The 17,449-nt window shown below is 54.8% G+C and carries 17 protein-coding genes and 1 rRNA gene; 7 read left to right on the forward strand and 11 right to left on the reverse strand.

The window, feature by feature from the left end:
• Nucleotides 1-63: 63 nt before the first annotated feature.
• The 9 genes from BN1936_RS06780 to BN1936_RS06815 form a co-directional block, all read right to left on the reverse strand.
• Nucleotides 64-1,860, reverse strand: coding sequence for an IS1634 family transposase (locus tag BN1936_RS06780; RefSeq protein WP_148521168.1), 1,797 nt, complete (start codon nt 1,858-1,860; stop codon nt 64-66).
• 185 nt (nt 1,861-2,045) lie between these two features.
• A complete protein-coding gene (locus BN1936_RS06785) occupies nt 2,046-2,843 on the reverse strand; it encodes a ZIP family metal transporter (protein WP_049687003.1) in 798 nt (265 codons plus the stop codon).
• Nucleotides 2,844-3,004: 161 nt separating this feature from the next.
• Complete coding sequence (locus tag BN1936_RS11850; protein WP_325058615.1) at nt 3,005-3,907, reverse strand: FAD-binding protein; 903 nt, start codon at nt 3,905-3,907, stop codon at nt 3,005-3,007.
• Nucleotides 3,904-4,815: an FAD-dependent oxidoreductase gene (locus tag BN1936_RS11855; RefSeq protein WP_267900968.1), complete on the reverse strand. Its 912-nt coding sequence runs from the start codon at nt 4,813-4,815 to the stop codon at nt 3,904-3,906. Before BN1936_RS11855 ends, BN1936_RS11850 begins: the two co-directional genes overlap by 4 nt.
• Before the next feature lie 140 nt (nt 4,816-4,955).
• On the reverse strand, nt 4,956-6,338 hold the full coding sequence (locus BN1936_RS06795; RefSeq protein ID WP_022443323.1) for a hemolysin family protein: 1,383 nt from the start codon (nt 6,336-6,338) through the stop codon (nt 4,956-4,958).
• Between the two features lie 143 nt (nt 6,339-6,481).
• Nucleotides 6,482-7,747, reverse strand: coding sequence for a peptidase T (gene pepT / locus BN1936_RS06800; protein WP_049687005.1), 1,266 nt, complete (start codon nt 7,745-7,747; stop codon nt 6,482-6,484).
• Between the two features lie 19 nt (nt 7,748-7,766).
• On the reverse strand, nt 7,767-8,741 hold the full coding sequence (locus tag BN1936_RS11195) for an NlpC/P60 family protein (RefSeq protein ID WP_022443228.1): 975 nt from the start codon (nt 8,739-8,741) through the stop codon (nt 7,767-7,769).
• 67 nt (nt 8,742-8,808) lie between these two features.
• The gene (locus BN1936_RS06810) at nt 8,809-9,309 is read right to left on the reverse strand and encodes a hypothetical protein (RefSeq protein WP_049687006.1); all 501 of its coding nucleotides are present in this window, start codon (nt 9,307-9,309) and stop codon (nt 8,809-8,811) included.
• A gap of 74 nt (nt 9,310-9,383) precedes the next feature.
• Nucleotides 9,384-11,489 carry an acetate--CoA ligase family protein gene (locus BN1936_RS06815; RefSeq protein WP_049687007.1) on the reverse strand — a complete coding sequence of 702 codons (2,106 nt, stop codon included), beginning with the start codon at nt 11,487-11,489 and terminating at the stop codon, nt 9,384-9,386.
• A gap of 135 nt (nt 11,490-11,624) precedes the next feature.
• Between BN1936_RS06815 and BN1936_RS06820 the strand changes: the two genes are divergently transcribed.
• Both BN1936_RS06820 and BN1936_RS06825 read left to right on the forward strand, forming a co-directional pair.
• Nucleotides 11,625-12,209, forward strand: coding sequence for an EamA family transporter (locus tag BN1936_RS06820; RefSeq protein WP_022443224.1), 585 nt, complete (start codon nt 11,625-11,627; stop codon nt 12,207-12,209).
• A complete protein-coding gene (locus BN1936_RS06825; protein WP_082164511.1) occupies nt 12,106-12,567 on the forward strand; it encodes an EamA family transporter in 462 nt (153 codons plus the stop codon). Before BN1936_RS06820 ends, BN1936_RS06825 begins: the two co-directional genes overlap by 104 nt.
• A gap of 28 nt (nt 12,568-12,595) precedes the next feature.
• Here BN1936_RS06825 and BN1936_RS06830 read toward each other — a convergent pair whose 3' ends face one another.
• Nucleotides 12,596-12,883: a hypothetical protein gene (locus BN1936_RS06830; protein ID WP_049687010.1), complete on the reverse strand. Its 288-nt coding sequence runs from the start codon at nt 12,881-12,883 to the stop codon at nt 12,596-12,598.
• Nucleotides 12,884-12,941: 58 nt separating this feature from the next.
• Between BN1936_RS06830 and arfB the strand changes: the two genes are divergently transcribed.
• Entirely contained in the window at nt 12,942-13,352 is a 411-nt protein-coding gene (arfB, locus tag BN1936_RS06835) for an alternative ribosome rescue aminoacyl-tRNA hydrolase ArfB (RefSeq protein ID WP_022442696.1), read from the forward strand.
• A 67-nt stretch (nt 13,353-13,419) separates the two neighbouring features.
• Here the strand turns inward: arfB and BN1936_RS06840 are convergent, their stop codons facing one another.
• Entirely contained in the window at nt 13,420-13,947 is a 528-nt protein-coding gene (locus tag BN1936_RS06840) for a hypothetical protein (protein WP_148521204.1), read from the reverse strand.
• Here BN1936_RS06840 and BN1936_RS06845 point away from each other — a divergent pair.
• From BN1936_RS06845 to BN1936_RS06860, 4 genes are all read left to right on the forward strand, one after another.
• Nucleotides 13,927-14,253: a hypothetical protein gene (locus BN1936_RS06845; RefSeq protein ID WP_148521206.1), complete on the forward strand. Its 327-nt coding sequence runs from the start codon at nt 13,927-13,929 to the stop codon at nt 14,251-14,253. The genes BN1936_RS06840 and BN1936_RS06845 overlap by 21 nt on opposite strands.
• Before the next feature lie 96 nt (nt 14,254-14,349).
• Nucleotides 14,350-15,123 carry a type III pantothenate kinase gene (locus tag BN1936_RS06850; protein ID WP_082164512.1) on the forward strand — a complete coding sequence of 258 codons (774 nt, stop codon included), beginning with the start codon at nt 14,350-14,352 and terminating at the stop codon, nt 15,121-15,123.
• Between the two features lie 4 nt (nt 15,124-15,127).
• Complete coding sequence (locus tag BN1936_RS06855) at nt 15,128-15,598, forward strand: acyl-CoA thioesterase (protein ID WP_022442699.1); 471 nt, start codon at nt 15,128-15,130, stop codon at nt 15,596-15,598.
• Nucleotides 15,599-15,844: 246 nt separating this feature from the next.
• Nucleotides 15,845-17,377: ribosomal RNA gene (locus BN1936_RS06860) — 16S ribosomal RNA — on the forward strand.
• Nucleotides 17,378-17,449 lie beyond the last annotated feature (72 nt).

Consider the following 17,449-nt stretch of genomic DNA (forward strand, 5'->3'; position numbering starts at 1 on the left):
CTCCCGAATCGTGGAGGCGCTGCATAAGAAAGAAGGGAGACCCTGAACTCCCGTGACATAGTTCTATATTGACTTAAACGTCATGGGAGGTTTAGGCAGGTTTAAAAGCTCAAGCATGTCTTGGGCTTTTTTCGTCAGAGGCTCCACAACCCATGTAGCTCTCGTTGGTGCCCTCACCGCTCTGATCCTCTTCAATGCGGCCAGTAACTTTTCCACCGAGTTATCGGGGAGTTTTAATTCCTGAGTTTCTCTTTTTTTAGCCTGCACTGTTATAGCCATCCTCAGAGACTGAGCGATTATGTGTACCATCAATTTGCCCATGTAAGAGGTTTGGGTTGCCTGCAGTCGGTCTCCTCCGTTAAGGACTTTAAACTGTCGGAAAGCCACCTCAACGATATTCCTGCGCCTGTAAATTCTTAGAGCCTCGATCGGATCTTCGAGCCAGTCGCTGCGGATAACAAAGCAGCCGGCAGTGCGTTCCCAGAGTCTGAGAGCCTCGAGGTTTTTCTCCCATATTTTCCTTTCCTTGCCGTCTTGCTCTTCTTTGCACTCAGTTATGAAGCGGGCAGCGAAGTTCCAGTCATCTCGATCTACGACTTTTCCATCGCGTTTTTTATCTAAGACCTTATCTATTTTCTTTAGTAGCTGCTTCTGCTGAGAGAGCGCAATTTCCGGGAACCGATACAGATGCACGAAGCAGTCACGATTTACTGAGCCGGCCTCTGTGTTTTGCTTCCAGTCTTCTTTTATGGTTCGGCAATAAACTTCATACTCACTGTTGTAAAAAGCGAGGTCGCAAAGTGCTTCACGGAACTTTGTAAATTTATCTTTTAAACCCTTTTCCACGATAGGAACGCCGGCGACGAAGCTGACATCGGTATTAAAAAGATTCTGAAGATTCATTAGGGAAGAGTAACCCCGGTCGGTCACCAGGACTGTCTCGTCAAGATCAAAGCCGTAGCTTTTCATCTGAGCCAGGATGGATTTGTAGACCGACTTATCGGTTATCGAGCCTTCGTCTTCTCTGGCATAGCAGACGTCTCCGTTCAAGAAATCCACGGCAAGCGTAAGGTTTATCTGTTTGAGTTCAGGATTCTGTTTGGCGTGCCCGTAAGCCGCATCCTCGATTGTCATAGAGAAGGTACTTATTGCCGTGGAGTCCAGCGCCATATACATCTTTTGCAGAGTTGAAGGCGGCATGGCCGAGCCCTGCTTCTGAGCCTTTTGTTTTATTTCCTCAAGCCATTTCTGATAATTCTGCTTGGATCGGTCAAATCGTAAACGGAAATAATTAACCATGTCCTCATGGTCGACTTGAGCAAGCAGTTCGCTGATGCGCTGAGAGCTTAAAGGAGCGCTTACAGGAAGCCAGTTGTCGGGAAGCCAGTCTTCATAGCCGTTCATGGCGCCCCCGTCTAAGAGCTGATAGACGGCCAAAGCCAGAAGGCCGGTTCCTAATTGTTTTCCGAACGCCGCCTGCAGGTTTTGCAGAATTCGGTTCTTGGAGGCGAACTGCCAAAGGGCCCAGGTGGCAGCGTAAGAAAGGTTGTTTGAAGCCCATGACTGCTCGCGCTGTTGAACTTCTTCTGCAGCATCCTGCTCGGATCTTTCAACGAGGGTACGATTTTCAAAGTAAAGCGTCTTGCCTTCATACTCAGGATGATTGGATAAGTACTTTTTGCCCAGTCTAAGTCTTCCGGTTGCTTCATTGAGCGTGCCGACATAAATCCTTTTGGCAATTCTTGACTGTTTCTTCACCGGATCCCACTCATTTCTATAGCCATAAACATAGGTGGAATCTCCTTTTCTGAAGGTGGAGAAACGGAAATGGTTGTCTGGTAGAGTTCTTGGTCGAGCCATAATAGTCTTTATCAATATTTATAGACTATAATACCAAGAATTACCCTTAATATCAATCTCAACTATTTAAATTTACTAGGAATTTTTTCCAGAATGAAAAAATCCCGGAGCTATGTTCCGGGAGTTTGGGGGAGACAGGCTTTGCGGCCTGTCTCCCTTTTTGATAGTGAAAGCGGTTTCCGCGGTTAACCGAGCGAGGTGTCAAGCACCATCATGAGCAGGAATCCCGCCATGACAGCGAGCGTGGAGTCGTGACGCTTGGAGTCGAGATGCGCCGCGGGAATCAGCTCCTCAACCACCACAAACATCATGGCGCCTGCCGCGAACCCGAGAAGCCAGGGCATGTAGGGCTGGATAAAGGAGGCCGCGAAAACCACGAGAATCCCGAAGATCGGCTCCACGATCCCGGAAAGCGACCCGCCGATAAAAGCCCTGACGCGCGACTGACCGGCGTCTTTCAGCGGGAGCGCAACCGCGGCGCCTTCCGGAATATTCTGAATCCCGATGCCAAGCGCGAGAGCGCCTGCGGCGGAAAGCGTGCTTGCCTCTCCCGTGATCGCGGCCATCGCGAAAGCAAGCCCGACAGACATTCCTTCCGGGATGTTGTGAAGCGTTACCGCGGCAACGAGAAGTTCTGTACGCGAGTGGTTGGACTTCGGTCCTTCAGGGGAATCCTCCGCCGGATGCCAGTGGGGGATTGTCTTATCCATCAGAAGAAGAAAAGCGATACCAAGCACGAAGCCGCCGGTGGCAGGGAGCCACGGAATAGCGTCTTTGCTGCTCGCTTCAAGGGATGGAATCAGAAGACTCCAGACGCTCGCCGCCACCATAATGCCGGCAGCGAATCCCAGAGAAATTCTCTGGAACGCGGGACTGGATTCTTTTCCGGTGAAGAGGACAGATGCCGCGCCAAGCGTCGTCATCAGAAAGCAGAACCCGGTACCGAGCGCTGCCATCTGGAGTACGAGTGAAAAATCGGACATAACCGTTCTCTAAATGTTAATGATAATTGTTATTATATGAACGCGTAAAAAAGACCTGAGGCTTTTTGCGGAAAGAGGGGATGGGGGACCGGATGGAATAAGAGCGGCGCGAAGGATCCCGCGCCGCCCCCTGATCACTCAGCCGAAACCGGAGTGATTTTTCACTTCTTCAGGCTCTTCACTGCGGAATCCGCGGCGACGTAGCCCGAGATAATGGCCCAGGAATTCATCATGGCGGTCATTGAGTCAGCGCCGTTCGCGCCCCCAACAACGCAGCCGGCGCCATAGAGATTGCCGATCGGCCTGCCGTTCTTCTTCAGAATCTGCATGCTGCCGTTAGCCTTCAGACCGCCGAGCGTTGTGCAGAAACGGACTTTCTGCTCCACGATGTAGTAAGGGCCTCCGGCAAGCGGCTTCAGCACCTTGCGGCCGAAATCCGCGTCCTTTCCGGCTTTCACAAAACCGTTCCAGCGGTCAACAGTCTTCTGCAGCTGCGCTGCGTTGATCCCCATTTTCTTCGCGGCTTCAGCGAGTGTCTTACCCTCAGCCATGACGGGGCGGCCGTTGTTCACGATCTTTTCCCACTTGTAGAGATCGGCTTCGGAAGCGACCAGCTTGTCCTCGAGTGACTTCGCGACGTATTCCTTCCACGCGGCCTGATCCATCACGATATACATGATCTGGCCCTTCTGAGCCTTCGTAACATCGGTGAGAGTTCCAAGTCCTTGGAGCTCATCAACAATGCGGCGGCCATCGGAATTCACGTAGATGGCTCCCGACTTCTTCATCGTGTCGGTCGAGGAAGCCGTGGCGGCAAGACCGTGATGCGGAGTCGTTTCAACGCCCTGCGGGTACTGCTTCACGAGGTCCAGATTGATCGTTCCGGCCCCTATCTCGCGGCCCATTTTCAGACCGTCACCGCTATCGGAGTCAAGACCGTAGAAAAGTCCCTGAGCGACTTTCTTCGGGAGCATCGAGCGGTTTGCGCCGTAGCCGCCGGAGGCGAGAATAGTCGCCTTTTCGGAGAAGTTCACATAGGCACCGTCCGCGAGACGCGCCTTCACGCCGATGACATTGCCCTTCTTATCGAGAATGAATTTCTGCGCCCGGGGTCCGTCATGATGACGCCGCCGTTCTTCTTCAGCTCGTTGCTCATCAGGCGAAGGAAGTTGACGGAGCGCCCCTCGACACCGAGCTGACGGTTTGCGGAGTGATCCGGATACTGCGTGGCAGCCGGTCCGTACGGAATCTTCAGGTCATCAATCAGCCAGTCGACCACTTTGCCCGCGTTCTGCGTTGTCATGTGAACGAGGACCGGATCATTCTTATTTTTGCCGGCCTTCATGATGTCTTTGTAGGCGAGCTCAGGGCTGTCCTTCGTTTCCTTCATCACCTCACGCTGATAGCGGGAGCCGGTAGCGATCAGGGTGCCGGCGTTCAGCTGCGTGTCGCCGCCGATATTCGGCATCTTTTCAATGAGAATGACTTTTTCGCCGAGAGTCGCGGCTCGGACTGCAGCGGTGATGCCGCTCGCGCCGCCGCCGATCACGAGAATGTCAGTCTTGATTTCTTTCGGAGCCGCTTTGGCGGTCTTCTTCACGGCAACCGGGGCTGTCATGAAGTCCTTATCGGTGCCGCCGGCCGCCTTGACAGCGTTCCTCACGGCTTCAAGGATTCCGCGGCTTGTAAGCGTGGCACCGGACACCGCATTGAGTTTCAGGGTGTTCTTCTCAGCAATTTCCTTCGGAAGAATCCTGAGCGCGGAGTCCGAAACCCCGACGGTTTCTGTCTGCTTCGTGATTTTGACATCGGCGATCTTTCCGCCCTTGAACGTCACAGCAGCGGTAATCTGACCGCCGCGGCCGTTCCCGGTTCCGGTAAAGGTTCCGTCCTTGACTGCGGCTCCAGCGCCCGTGGCGACGCAGGCCGCGACCGCGGCTGCGGTCAGTCTGAGAGCAAATCCTGTATTCACGCCAATTCTCCTTTGAGGTGTTTTCATAATTCCCTGTTTTAATTAATGAATCACTTAAAACAGGGCTTCGTGAATCCCTCTCAGTATAGGCTCCCCGTTATAAGCGGGGGCCAGGCGTGCTTCCCCTTAGGATGATGGGCTTAATGTGTTTCGGAAATATCCTGCGGAGTATTTCCGGACGGGGTCTGATTCCTGGTATTCGCGGTGGTATCGGAATTGGGCTTCGGGATCCCGCCCTTCGGCAGCTTTGTGACAAGCAGCTGATCGACGCGGTTCTTATCCACGTCCACCACTTCGAACTGATAGCCGCCGAACGTGAGCTTATCGGTTCTCTTCGGAATGCGGCGGAGAAGGAACATGACGAGACCGCCCGCGGTTTCATACGGCGGATTGTCTTCAATATCCGGGAGATCGAACGTGTTCTCCAGTTCGTAAAGCGAGGTGGAGCCTTCAACGAGCCACGAGTTTTCATCGCGCTTCACGATCTGGGCGTCCTCATCCAGGCCGACCATTTCGCCCATGATGGTGTTCATCACGTCATTCAGGGTAATGAGACCGGCCACTTCACCATACTCATTGATCACCACCACAAAGTCAGCCATGGTGTTCCGGATTTCTTCAATCGTTTCCGACATGGAGAGGCTTTCCGGAATCATTTTCACAGGGCTGAGGAGCCCCTTTTCCGTCAGATCCAGACGCTTTCCCTGAACCAGGCGGGTGAGAAGCTGCTTGCTGTCCACGTAACCCGCGACGTTATCGATCGTCTTCTCGCAGACGAGGAACTGATGATGCGGGTTCTGGACGACTTTCGTGCGGATACTTTCGTCGCTCTCGTTTTTGAGAAAGTAGACGATATCGTCGCGCGCCGTCATAGCGGTGGAGACCGTCCGGTCTTCAAGCGAGAAGATGTTTTCAATCACGCTTCGCTCTTCAGGATCAATCACACCTTCTTTGACGCCTGCGTTCACGGTCGCGAGGACGTCTGCCGTTGTGACTCGCTCACCGGCGTGCGTCGGCATGCCAAGCTTCTTCATCGCAAAAGTGGCGCAGCTGTTCAGAGCCCAGACAACCGGTTTCAGAACCGAGTTGAGCCAGGTGATCGGGCGGATCACGAGGATCGCGCATGATTCAGGGCGCGCCATGGCGTAGCGGCGTGGGATCAGGTCAGCGAAGAGAACGAAGAGGAGGGTAGCGGTGAGATACGCGAGCCAGAAGGCTGCGGTGTCAGCGGAGGAGTCGCTGAGCACGTGAATGAATGCCGATTTGTAGAGGGGGATGAAAACATCCTGCCCAAGAATACCGCCGGCTAGAGCGAGGGCATTAACGCCGATCTCGACGATCGTAAACATGGGCCCGGGATTGGCCTTAAGCGCAATAACTTCCCGGGCGCGCTGGTCGCCTGCTTCGGAGAGCCCCTGAAGTCTCACATTCTTTGCGGCGGCGAGTGAAATCTCGGAAATCGAGAAGAACGCCGAGCAGAGGACGAGGATCAGAAGCCCGACCATCTGTAAAACGGAATCCATAAAAGAAGTCCCTTCTGGTTAAGGTGTTTGAAGAATCGGAATAGGCTGAGACTCCAGAAAAAGGTCAGGGCCGCGGGCGCGGAGCCCGCTTTCCTTTCATTCTAATGGTAAATCCGAATGCGGCCCGAGACCGTATCACGAATTTAGGGTAGAGAGGCGGAACGCCTCAGAATGGCGATCACGGCATTTGCGGCTTTTTCAAGCGACTGAGCCGGAATGCATTCGTAGATACCGTGATAATTGAGGCCTCCGGTGAAAACATTCGGGCAGGGAAGTCCCTTCGCGGAGAAGAAGGCGCCGTCCGTTCCGCCTCGGACCGGCTCCTCAATCGGCTCGATTCCGCAGTCGCGGTACGCCGCGCGGGCGAGGTCCAGAATATTTTCGTGCCCGGCGAGATAGTCACGCATATTGCGGTACTGATCCTGAATCACCACCTGCGCGGGAGCGGCACGGCCGGTATCGAAGTTCTGTACAAGTGCCGCGAGCCACATCTTGCGGTCCTCAAAGGCACCGCGGTCATGGTCACGGATGATGAGGATCACTTCGGCATGCTCAACGCCGCCAGAGATTGAGATCGGGTGGAAGAAGCCTTCGTGCCCCTCTGTCTCTTCAGGAGACTCAGACTCAGGAAGGAGAGAAATGAATCGTGCAGCCAGCTTCGCCGCGTTCACCATCTTTCCCTTGGCGGAACCCGGATGAACGGAAATCCCCGTGAAGGTTATCCGGGCAGTGGCGGCGTTAAAGGTCTCGCTTTCAAGCCCACCGACATCGCCCCCGTCGATCGTGAAACCGTACGACGCGCGGAGTCCCGGCACATCAACAGAATCCGTACCCCGTCCGATTTCCTCATCCGGTGTGAAAAGAATCCGGATTTCAGCGTGCGGATCATCCGGATGAGTGAGGAACCACTCCGCGGCATTCATGATCGCGGCAACCCCGGCTTTGTCGTCCGCGCCGAGAAGCGTGCGGCCGTCGGTGCAGATGATGTCTTCACCGATATGGCGCCTGAGTTCAGGGAATACTTCCGGATCAAGACGGATTTTGTTTTCCGGGTCGAGTGCGATCGCGTCTCCGTTCCAGGCTTCCGCCACCTGAGGATGAATGCCCTCACAGGAGGCTTCAGGTGACGTATCCATGTGGGAATTGAGGAGAATCACGGGCGCTTTTTCAGCTCCGGCGGACGCGGGAATCGTCGCGGTGACCACGCCTTTTTCGGAAAGCGTCACATCCTTTGCGCCGAGAGCCCGGAGTTCAGACTCAAGAACCCGCGCGAGATCAAATTCCCGCGCGGCGCTCGGGGACGCTTGGCTTTCCGGATCTGATCCTGTCGGGATCAGCGCGTAGCGGATGAAACGGTCAAGAAGAGGTGTTTTTTTCGTGTAATCGTTATAGGAAACGGGGTAAACCATCCTGCAGATGCCTTATTGATCAGATGTTTGGCTGCGCGGCACGGCGGTGAGCGGAACGGTAGCCGCGAAGCGACGTACGGGTAAAACCGGGCTTTGCTTTGCGGGCGGTCTTTGCGGTCTGAACGGCTGGCTTCGAAGCAGCTTTGGCAGAGGTCTTTACAGCCTTTGCCTGCAGAGCCTCGCGCGCGGGAACCACTTCGTTCTTCGCGAGCACGTAGCGGTGACGGGTCGACTTCACGCTGTTCTTCACGGTGTTCGCTGGCCCAAGGCGGGCGGGCTCGGATTCACCGAGTGCAATAGCGTCAAAAAGAGGATCAATCGACGTATCGGCTTCGGGGGCGCTGCCGAAATCAGCCGGATTCATCTGGCTCAGCGCAAGAGAAATCTCGTCCGCAGAGGGGAACCGTTCCGGGAGACGGAGACCGCGCACATGGCGGATCGTCACGATTCTCGGAGCCCAGTATTCATTCAGAGTGCTTTCCATCACGTTCTTTCCGGTGCGGGGAGCGTGAATAAAGCGGGATGGGCCGGTGAGAATACCGGTATGCAGCCCCGTGGCTCCGTGTCCGGTACGGAAAATAATGATGTCACCGATATGGGCGTAAGAAAGCGGAATATCTTCTCCAATCTTCGCGAGTTCAGTCGTCGTGCGGGGAAGGTTAACGCCGTGCTGCCGGTAGACCCACCAGACAAGCCCCGAGCAGTCAAAACCGCTGTCAGGCTCTTCTTCGCCGTAGCGGTATGGCGTGCCAAGCTGCTGCTTCACGGTTTTAACAATCTTGAGCCCGAATTTGGTCGGCGCGGGAGCGGCTTCAGCATCAGGAAGCGGGGCAGGGGCCGGCGCCGCGGCAGGTTCCGGAGGCGTAAAGAAGATAAAGGAAAGCGGATCTTCAGTGTCGTGCGGAGTCGCAGACGCGGGCAGAGCGAAAAATGCGCTGCCGGCAAGAATGAGCAGGATCTTTCCTGCTATCGGGGTAAAGGTTTTTGAGTGCATGTTTTCCCGACTTTGGTGTGAGGTGCTGAGGCGAAAAACGGAGACTCCCGCTTTCTGGCTATTTATTTTAGATGAGTCTGTCGTCCTTCGGGGATTTGGCCTGAATTTCTATCCTGAATTCTCCGGTATTACCATCCGGAACCGATTTGACCCGTCCGAAAAAGGCCCCTTTGGAGAGCGCGCCGGGGAGAGGATCGTCAGACGAAACGATGAGCCGGGCGATCGGCCGGTAGTGACCGTGGAAAAGCGTGACGACAGACGTCTTTTTATCCGCGGATGTTCCGGAGTTCCGGGGCTCAATGAGGTCACCGGGTCTGACGTGCTCGGTGACATACTCCCGGTCAAAGTCTGACGGTGACGCGGCGAGGCTCGGGCGTAAGGCGTCGATTTCAGCCTGCCGCGCGTTCAGATAGGCGTACCGGCCGCCCAGCCAGGCGTAGAGCTCGAGCGTCAGAGCGCCGCCAATGACCGCGGCCCAGGCCGAGTCCGTGAGAATCGCGGCCGCAGCCGTGAGAATGAGAGCGGCGATTGCCGTTTCCTGCAGGTGTCTGATGATAAAGGTAAGCATGAAAAAACCGGGCCGTCTGTTAAAGACTGGCCCGGTCAGATCCGGTATTACGCCGTGCAAAGCCGGCTGAAAGCTTATGCCTTCGCGAGCTTCACCCGGGCGTCGACCGCAATCGCTTCACCATCCTTATCGGAAATCATGAGCGGATTGATATCGAGCTCGGAAACACGGGGGAAATCCGTCACCAGCTGGGACAGCCTGAGAAGAGTTTCCTCGATTTTATCGGTTTGGGCGCGCGGGAGACCGCGGACACCCTCGAGAAGCTTCCAGGCCTTGACGGAGCGCACCATTTCAGACGCGTCCTGATCCGTGAGCGGAGCAATGCGGAAGGAAATATCCTTCAGCACTTCGACGAACACACCGCCGAGACCGAACATGATCATCGGGCCGTACTGAGGATCGGTCGCGAGACCGCACACCATTTCGCGCGAGCTCTTCACCATTTCCTGGATCAGAACGCCTTCAAGGCCTTTATCGAGTCCGCGTTCAGTGAGCTTCGCGATCAGGTCGCGGTATTCACGCCTGAGGGCTTCTTCAGAGGCGATGCCGACACGCACGCCGCCCACGTCAGTCTTGTGGGAGGTGGTCTTTGAGGTCATCTTCATCACGATCGGATAACCGATTGAATTCGCGATAGCGACGGCCTCATCTTCCGTCTTCGCAAGAGCGGAGCGGCAGACACGGACGCCGTAGGCATCGAGCAGCGCGATGCTTTCCTTGGTGGTCAGCGTGTCGCGGGATTCCGCGTCAGCACCGGCGATGATTGCCTTGGCTTTTTCCTGGTCCACGGCAAAGCGTTCGATCCGGCCTTCCGGCTTCTCAACCCACTTCCGCTGACGGTTAAGACGATCAAGGGCCGCGATGCCTTCCTCTGAATACATATAGAACGGAACGGTCACATTCTTATCGGCGAGCGACGAGAAGAATTCCTGCGTCGTCATAAAGACGCCGACAATCGGCTTCTCGGGGTGCTTCGCCCGGATATCCATGATCGCGTCCGCGACATCCGTGTCTTTAAGACCGAGGAACGGCAGATAGATCGTGAGGATCATGTCGACGCCGTCGTCCGCGATGACGGTTTCAAGCGTTCTGCGGTAATGCTCGAGCGGGGCAGAGGCGATCATGTCGACCGGGTTCTTCACCGAGGCAGCGGACGGAAGGAATGAGCGAAGCGTTTCCTTGGTCTCTTCGGAAAGCTTTGCCATCTGCATGCCGAAGTCCTCGACCGCGTCGGTCGCCATAATGGCGGGGCCGCCCGAGTTCGTGATAATGGCAATCCGATCGCCCTTCGGAAGCGGGCAGAGCGAGAAAGCCTTGGCAGACGAAAAGAGATCGCTGAGGGATTTCTCGCGGATCACGCCGGACTGACGAAGCAGCGCGTCCGCAGCCTTGTCGGCGCCGGCAAGAGATCCGGTGTGGGAGGAGGCGGCACTCGCGCCGGCGGCGGACCGGCCGGCCTTCAGAGCAAGAATCGGCTTCTTTTTCGACACACGGGTAGCGAGCTTGCGGAACGCCTTCGGGTCGAGAATCGATTCCATATAGAGGAGGATCTGATGCACATCCTCTTCGTTTTCCCAGAATTCAATCGCGCTTGCCGCATTCACGTCAGCCTGATTGCCGATCGAAATGAACTGGGCAAAGCCAATGCCGAGGTCCTTCAGAATATTTAGGATGCCGCCGCCGAGAGCGCCGGACTGAGAAACGAAACCAATGTCGCCGCGGCGGGGCAGCGTCTCAGCAAAGCAGCCGTCCATACGGACCGCCGGGTTCGTATTCACGACACCGAGGCAGTTCGGGCCGACCATCGTCATCCCGTACTGATGTACGCGTTCAGTCAGAGCCTTTTCGAGCGCCAGACCTTCCGCGCCGGTTTCCTTGAATCCGGCCGAAATCACGACAATGCCCTTGATCCCTCTTTCGTGGCACTGATCGATCGTATCCAGCATGTATTTCGCGTTGATCGCGATGATGGCGAGATCGATGCCATCGGGGAGAGCGGACACGCTCGTATAAACCTCACGGCCCTCCAGGATGCCTCCCTTCGGATTGACCAGATAAAGGTCGCCCTGGAAGCCGTAATCGATCAGACGATGCAGCAGGTCATGGCCAATTGTGTGATCACGGGTCGATGCACCGACAAGCACGATCGACTTCGGGTTCATTACCGAAGAAAGATCCATAGTTTTACTCTCCTCAAGAAGTTGGGGAACATCCCTACTACGCGGGACTCAATATTAAGACTAAACGCAAAATAATCAAGAAAATTAGGCATAGAAATCCGTTCCTGAATTTCTTCTTTGCTGGACATTTTTCTTATGCTGCAGGAAAAAGATCGGGCGACCCTCGTTGGGCTTCTCGCACCGGTTTGCTGGGGTATGTCGGTCGGACTCATCCGGTCGCTTGAGGAAGTCTTTGGAATGGCTCAGGGTCTCACGATCTGCTACGTGATCGGAATGCTCTTTACGCTGTTCGTTTTCGGGATTCCTCATCTGTCCAGGTACTCGAAGAAGTATCTCTTCCTCGGGCTCCCGCTTTCTGTTATCTGCTCGCTCTGCTTCACGTTCTCGCTGCAGTTTTCTGAGGGCGGCCGCCAGACGCTTGAGGTCGGCATGGTGAATTACCTCTGGCCGAGTCTTACGGTGATCTGCGCGGTGCTTTTCAATCATCAGAAAGCCCGCTGGTATGTGACAATCGGATTCCTCTTTACGCTTGCGGGCCTTGGACTCGTGCAGGCGGGAGGCCACGGATTCCATCCGCTTGAGATTGCCGGTCATATTGCCGAGAATCCGATTGCTTATGGTCTTGCCGCTCTCGGTGCCGTTTGCCTGGGCGCTCTTCAGTTCCGCGAGCCGCGCTTGGGGGAATGGTCAGAATCCGACCCCGATTATTTTCGGTATTGACGCGTTGATTTTTGCCGGGATTTTCCTTTCCGGCGGTCTTGAAGCACCCGCTCCGACCTGGAACGGCTTCCTGCTCTGTATTGCCGCGGGCTGTGTGTTTGGCGGCGCCTATGCCGTGTGGACCTATGGTGTGCAGAAGGGCAGCATGACGGTTCTCGCGATTGGGTCCTACTTCACCCCGGTGCTGTCCTGCCTGCTTGGCGCACTGATGCTGGGTGCCACCCTGACGCTGGTCTTCTGGCAGGGTGTGGCGCTCGTGGTAATCGGATCCTTTATCTGCTGGCTGGCGACGCGTGAGGAAAAGCACGTCACCCACGGCCGTCCGATCCGCTTCCGCCGCCGCGCTGCGGCCCATTAAGGATCCGCAGCGGCTCTGTACCTAATGCTCAGCGGCTCAGAAAACCGCCGGTCTGCCCGGCGGCTGGGCTCGCGGGTGTTCCATCCGTTTTCACGCAGGAAACGGCTGCGCTGTCGCCCTGCGGCGTAAAAATCGCCACACACTTCATGTCGTCATCCACGATCCGATAGATCGGGGACCCGACCGCGGTGCCGATGCGCTTGACATTCCGGCTGTCGTTTTCGTAAGGTGAAAAAATCCGGGTAACGGCGCGGTCGCAGCCAGTGACCAAAACCGCCACGGCAAGGGCGGCAATACCGATTTTCAGTAAGGACATGATTCCTGTGCTCCTAAACATACAGCCGCGATCACCCCGAACTGAAGCAAGGTGACACGTGAGAAAGATTCACTACGAGTTTAAAGCAGAAGAGGCGTTATGGACGGCGGTACGGAGCCGCGGCACCGGCGGACAGAATGTGAATAAGGTCGCGACCGCGGTTCAGCTGAAGTTTGATATCCGGGCGAGTTCACTTCCTGAAAAACTGAAAGCGAGACTGCTCGCGCTGAGGGACAGGCGGCTTGGGGCTGACGGCGTCATTACGATCCGGGCGGAAAATAACCGTACTCAGGAACTGAATCTGGCGGAGGCGTACCGCAGGCTCCGAGAGCTGATTGATGGAGCTTCGGAAATACCGGATTTCCGCATACCGACAAAACCCACCCGGGCAAGCATTCGCAGAGTCCGTCAGACGAAGACTTTGCGAAGCGAAGTGAAAAAGCTTCGTGGAAAGGTGAGAGACTTTTAAATGAAAGAGCCGAAAAAAGGGCGCTTCAGTGATGAAGCGCCCTTTGGTATATCGGTACCTCTGGGTGTCAGGCGGATTTCTCACCGTCTGTCATTTCAAGTTTCCGTTCTTCGCGGTCCGGAGTCTTCACAGACTTTTCCCAGCTTGAAAGCTCAGCCACGTCGACGCCGTTATCTGTTCCGGCAACAATCTTTTCCCTGAGTCTCATGCGGGTCTGGTTCGCGAAATCATGGACGGAGGCAAGACCCAGTGCCACTTTCAGCATGGTTTTGCGGTCAGCAGGAGAAGACGGAACCTTGATTTCATACCAGTTTGTACCGCCGTCAAGCGATCCATAGAACCGGGTGCGATAGCCTTCTTTGTCGTTGCCGTAGCAGTCAACGATGATATCGTCCGGATCCAGTGCCTTCAGTACCAGATCCATCGGAGAAATCTGGGTCGTGCAGACGTGTCCTTCCGGGTAGACATGCATTCCTTTTTTCGCGCGTTCATGCATCGCGCGGATCTTTGCGTCAAAAAGACTGTTATCAGAGAAGGGGGAATCGGTTTTCCCGGAAGCGGCGGCCTGATCTTCGTGGATCTTGGTGTCCGTCATATTGACCAGGAAACCGATAGCGGCAAGAACAATGAGGCCGGCCGCGACAAAAGTGAGATCCTTGGCGATCGCCTTTTCAATATCGGGATCCGAAATGTATCAGGGGGCGGCAAGAAGCCCGATCACAACAAGAGCCAGCACGCCGATGATGAATTTGAGCAGCCTGTATTTCATAGTGCATCCCCTATGGTATTTCACCTATCTATTAAGTTCATTGTAACAGCGGGAAATACAAATGACGGCGGGCCTTTCTTTCAGCTTCTGTTAAGGTTCCAGGAACATGATTCATCACAGATGAGTTGCTGAGACATCTCTCCTTTACTAGACCGGATTTCTGTTAATCCGGTCTTTTTTTTGCTCTGCTGGCGTAGGATAGGCCACTGGCAATAAAAATAGAGAAAGGTGCAGGCATTGAAAAGAACCTATCTGATTGATATCGGCAACTCAGCTCTCAAGTGGGCGGAAGCGACAACACCTCAGAATACCGGCGTAATCACCTATGGCGACATGGTGATGCTGGCCGAGCAGGTGAGAGACTTTTACCGGCATCAGAGACCGGAACTGATTTACGCCTGCACAGTGGCTCACAGCGTCATTGCCAGTACGGTTCAGCAGGTGTGTGAGCGGACAAGGATTGAGCTGCTGGGAAGCCAGCGGGAATTTAACGGCGCCTTTCATGTGGTCAACCGCTATGACGACTATACAAAGCTCGGTCCTGATCGCTGGTACGCGGCGCTGGGTGCTGTGAGCAAACACCCGGACGAGAACCTTCTCATTGTTCAGATGGGGACCGCGCTGACAGCGGACAGCATCATCTGCCGGGGAGAGGGGGAATACGAATACCTGGGCGGACGTATCGCCCCGGGACCGACCATGATGTTTAAGAGCCTTCAGCAGGGCACCGCGAGACTCCATGTGCCGAGCGGTACGTATCAGACGTTCCCTCAGAATTCGAGCGATGGGATTTCCACCGGGATCACGGACTGTGTTCGCGGTTTTATTTCCGGCGGACTTGAAGCGATGGGAGAGGCGGCGAAACCGAAGCTCGTTATTACCGGAGGCGCCGCTCACTATTATGAGAAAGCCTTCGAGCGGTATTTCCCGGACTATCTGATCGAGGATAATCTCGTGATCACGGGCCTTTCGCTTCGGATTCGCAGTGAAAATGAGGAATAGTCCGATGCATAGTGTTTTTTCAAAACCCTTCACAATCCATTTCTCAGACTGTGATTCGACAGGGCTCGTTTTTCATCCGCATTTCTTCCGCTGGGCAGTGGACACGGAAGAAGCCTTTTTCCGTGAAATTCTCGGGGAAAAAATTTTTGGCCCTGGAGTAACGGATCAGATCTACGCGCCGATGGCGGGAATCCAGGCGGAATTCAGCGCGCCTCTCAGAGCGGGTGACAAGGTGGAATTCAGGCTTTGGATTGAGCAGCTCGGGTGGAGTTCCATTCGCTGGGCGTTTGAAATCATGAAAAATGAATCGCCCGCAGTAAAAATTGCTGAAACTCTGGTGTTCACTCAGCTTCAGCCTGATGGCACGTTTAAAGCGGTGGAAATTACTGAAAACTATAGAAGAAAAATGGCTCATATGTCAAAGATGACGATGAACCGGGGCTCCGGTTCAGGTCCTGATAAGAAAAAAGTTTGACATTTAAATTTTTCATCTGTAATATACGTGTTCTTCGCTGCTGACGCAGTGACGATCTTTAAAAACTGAATAACGAACCGATAAGCGTGAGCATCTGGTTTTGAAGAGCTTCAGCTCATAAAAAATCAGGTGCTTGAAAAGACGAATGGAATGATGCAGAAGTGAATAACTTCTGAAAATTACCAGTCGATAATTTTGAGCGCGACGCTTCAGGAAACTGAAGCAAATGAAGTAATAGCAGTGATTGAACTCAAGAGTTTGATCCTGGCTCAGATTGAACGCTGGCGGCATGCCTTACACATGCAAGTCGAACGGCAGCGGGGGAGCTTGCTCCTGCCGGCGAGTGGCGAACGGGTGAGTAATGCATCGGAACGTGTCCTGTTGTGGGGGATAACTGATCGAAAGATCAGCTAATACCGCATGAGACCTGAGGGTGAAAGCGGGGGATCGCAAGACCTCGCGCGACAGGAGCGGCCGATGTCTGATTAGCTAGTTGGTGAGATAAAAGCTTACCAAGGCGACGATCAGTAGCTGGTCTGAGAGGATGATCAGCCACATTGGGACTGAGACACGGCCCAGACTCCTACGGGAGGCAGCAGTGGGGAATTTTGGACAATGGGGGAAACCCTGATCCAGCCATGCCGCGTGCGGGATGAAGGCCTTCGGGTTGTAAACCGCTTTTGTCAGAGACGAAAAGGGACGTACGAATAATACGTTCCGCTGACGGTATCTGAAGAATAAGCACCGGCTAACTACGTGCCAGCAGCCGCGGTAATACGTAGGGTGCAAGCGTTAATCGGAATTACTGGGCGTAAAGGGTGCGCAGGCGGCTGTGCAAGACAGATGTGAAATCCCCGGGCTTAACCTGGGAACTGCATTTGTGACTGCACGGCTAGAGTTTGTCAGAGGAGGGTGGAATTCCGCGTGTAGCAGTGAAATGCGTAGATATGCGGAAGAACACCAATGGCGAAGGCAGCCCTCTGGGACATGACTGACGCTCATGCACGAAAGCGTGGGGAGCAAACAGGATTAGATACCCTGGTAGTCCACGCCCTAAACGATGTCAGCTGATTGTTCGGAAAGCAATTTCTGGGTAACCAAGCCAACGCGTGAAGCTGACCGCCTGGGAAGTACGGTCGCAAGATTAAAACTCAAAGGAATTGACGGGGACCCGCACAAGCGGTGGATGATGTGGATTAATTCGACGCAACGCGAAAAACCTTACCTAGCCTTGACATGTCAGGAATCCGGATGAAAGTCTGGAGTGCCCGCAAGGGAGCCTGAACACAGGTGCTGCATGGCTGTCGTCAGCTCGTGTCGTGAGATGTTGGGTTAAGTCCCGCAACGAGCGCAACCCTTGTCATCAGTTGCTACGCAAGAGCACTCTGATGAGACCGCCGGTGACAAACCGGAGGAAGATGGGGATGACGTCAAGTCCTCATGGCCCTTACGGCTAGGGCCTCACACGTCATACAATGGTCGGAACAGAGGGCAGCGAAGCCGGGAGGCGGAGCCAATCCCAGAAAACCGATCGTAGTCCGGATTGCAGTCTGCAACTCGACTGCATGAAGTCGGAATCGCTAGTAATCGCGGATCAGCATGCCGCGGTGAATACGTTCCCGGGTCTTGTACACACCGCCCGTCACACCATGGGAGTGGGGTTTGCCAGAAGGCGTTTGTCCAACCGCAAGGAGGACGGCGACCACGGTGGGTTCCATGACTGGGGTGAAGTCGTAACAAGGTAGCAGTACCGGAAGGTGCGGCTGGATCACCTCCTTTTAAGAGAACGAAGTTCTCAAGACAGGTGCTCATACTTATCGTTCGTTGTCTTCTGAGAAATGGAGACTATGT

It is taken from the genome of Dakarella massiliensis (assembly GCF_001182045.1).
Taxonomy (GTDB): Bacteria; Pseudomonadota; Gammaproteobacteria; order Burkholderiales; family Burkholderiaceae_F; genus Mesosutterella; species Mesosutterella massiliensis.

Excerpts from the sequence above, each read along its gene's own strand:
- pepT (WP_049687005.1), bottom strand. The coding sequence starts at position 7,747 with ATGGTTTACCCCGTTTCCTATAACGATTACACGAAAAAAACACCTCTT.
- BN1936_RS06855 (WP_022442699.1), top strand. The coding sequence starts at position 15,128 with ATGCATAGTGTTTTTTCAAAACCCTTCACAATCCATTTCTCAGACTGT.
- BN1936_RS06795 (WP_022443323.1), bottom strand. The coding sequence starts at position 6,338 with ATGGATTCCGTTTTACAGATGGTCGGGCTTCTGATCCTCGTCCTCTGC.
- BN1936_RS06810 (WP_049687006.1), bottom strand. The coding sequence starts at position 9,309 with ATGCTTACCTTTATCATCAGACACCTGCAGGAAACGGCAATCGCCGCT.
- BN1936_RS06820 (WP_022443224.1), top strand. The coding sequence starts at position 11,625 with ATGCTGCAGGAAAAAGATCGGGCGACCCTCGTTGGGCTTCTCGCACCG.
- BN1936_RS06825 (WP_082164511.1), top strand. The coding sequence starts at position 12,106 with ATGGTCTTGCCGCTCTCGGTGCCGTTTGCCTGGGCGCTCTTCAGTTCC.
- BN1936_RS11195 (WP_022443228.1), bottom strand. The coding sequence starts at position 8,741 with ATGCACTCAAAAACCTTTACCCCGATAGCAGGAAAGATCCTGCTCATT.
- BN1936_RS06785 (WP_049687003.1), bottom strand. The coding sequence starts at position 2,843 with ATGTCCGATTTTTCACTCGTACTCCAGATGGCAGCGCTCGGTACCGGG.
- BN1936_RS06780 (WP_148521168.1), bottom strand. The coding sequence starts at position 1,860 with ATGGCTCGACCAAGAACTCTACCAGACAACCATTTCCGTTTCTCCACC.
- BN1936_RS06830 (WP_049687010.1), bottom strand. The coding sequence starts at position 12,883 with ATGTCCTTACTGAAAATCGGTATTGCCGCCCTTGCCGTGGCGGTTTTG.
- BN1936_RS06840 (WP_148521204.1), bottom strand. The coding sequence starts at position 13,947 with ATGACGGACACCAAGATCCACGAAGATCAGGCCGCCGCTTCCGGGAAA.
- BN1936_RS06815 (WP_049687007.1), bottom strand. The coding sequence starts at position 11,489 with ATGGATCTTTCTTCGGTAATGAACCCGAAGTCGATCGTGCTTGTCGGT.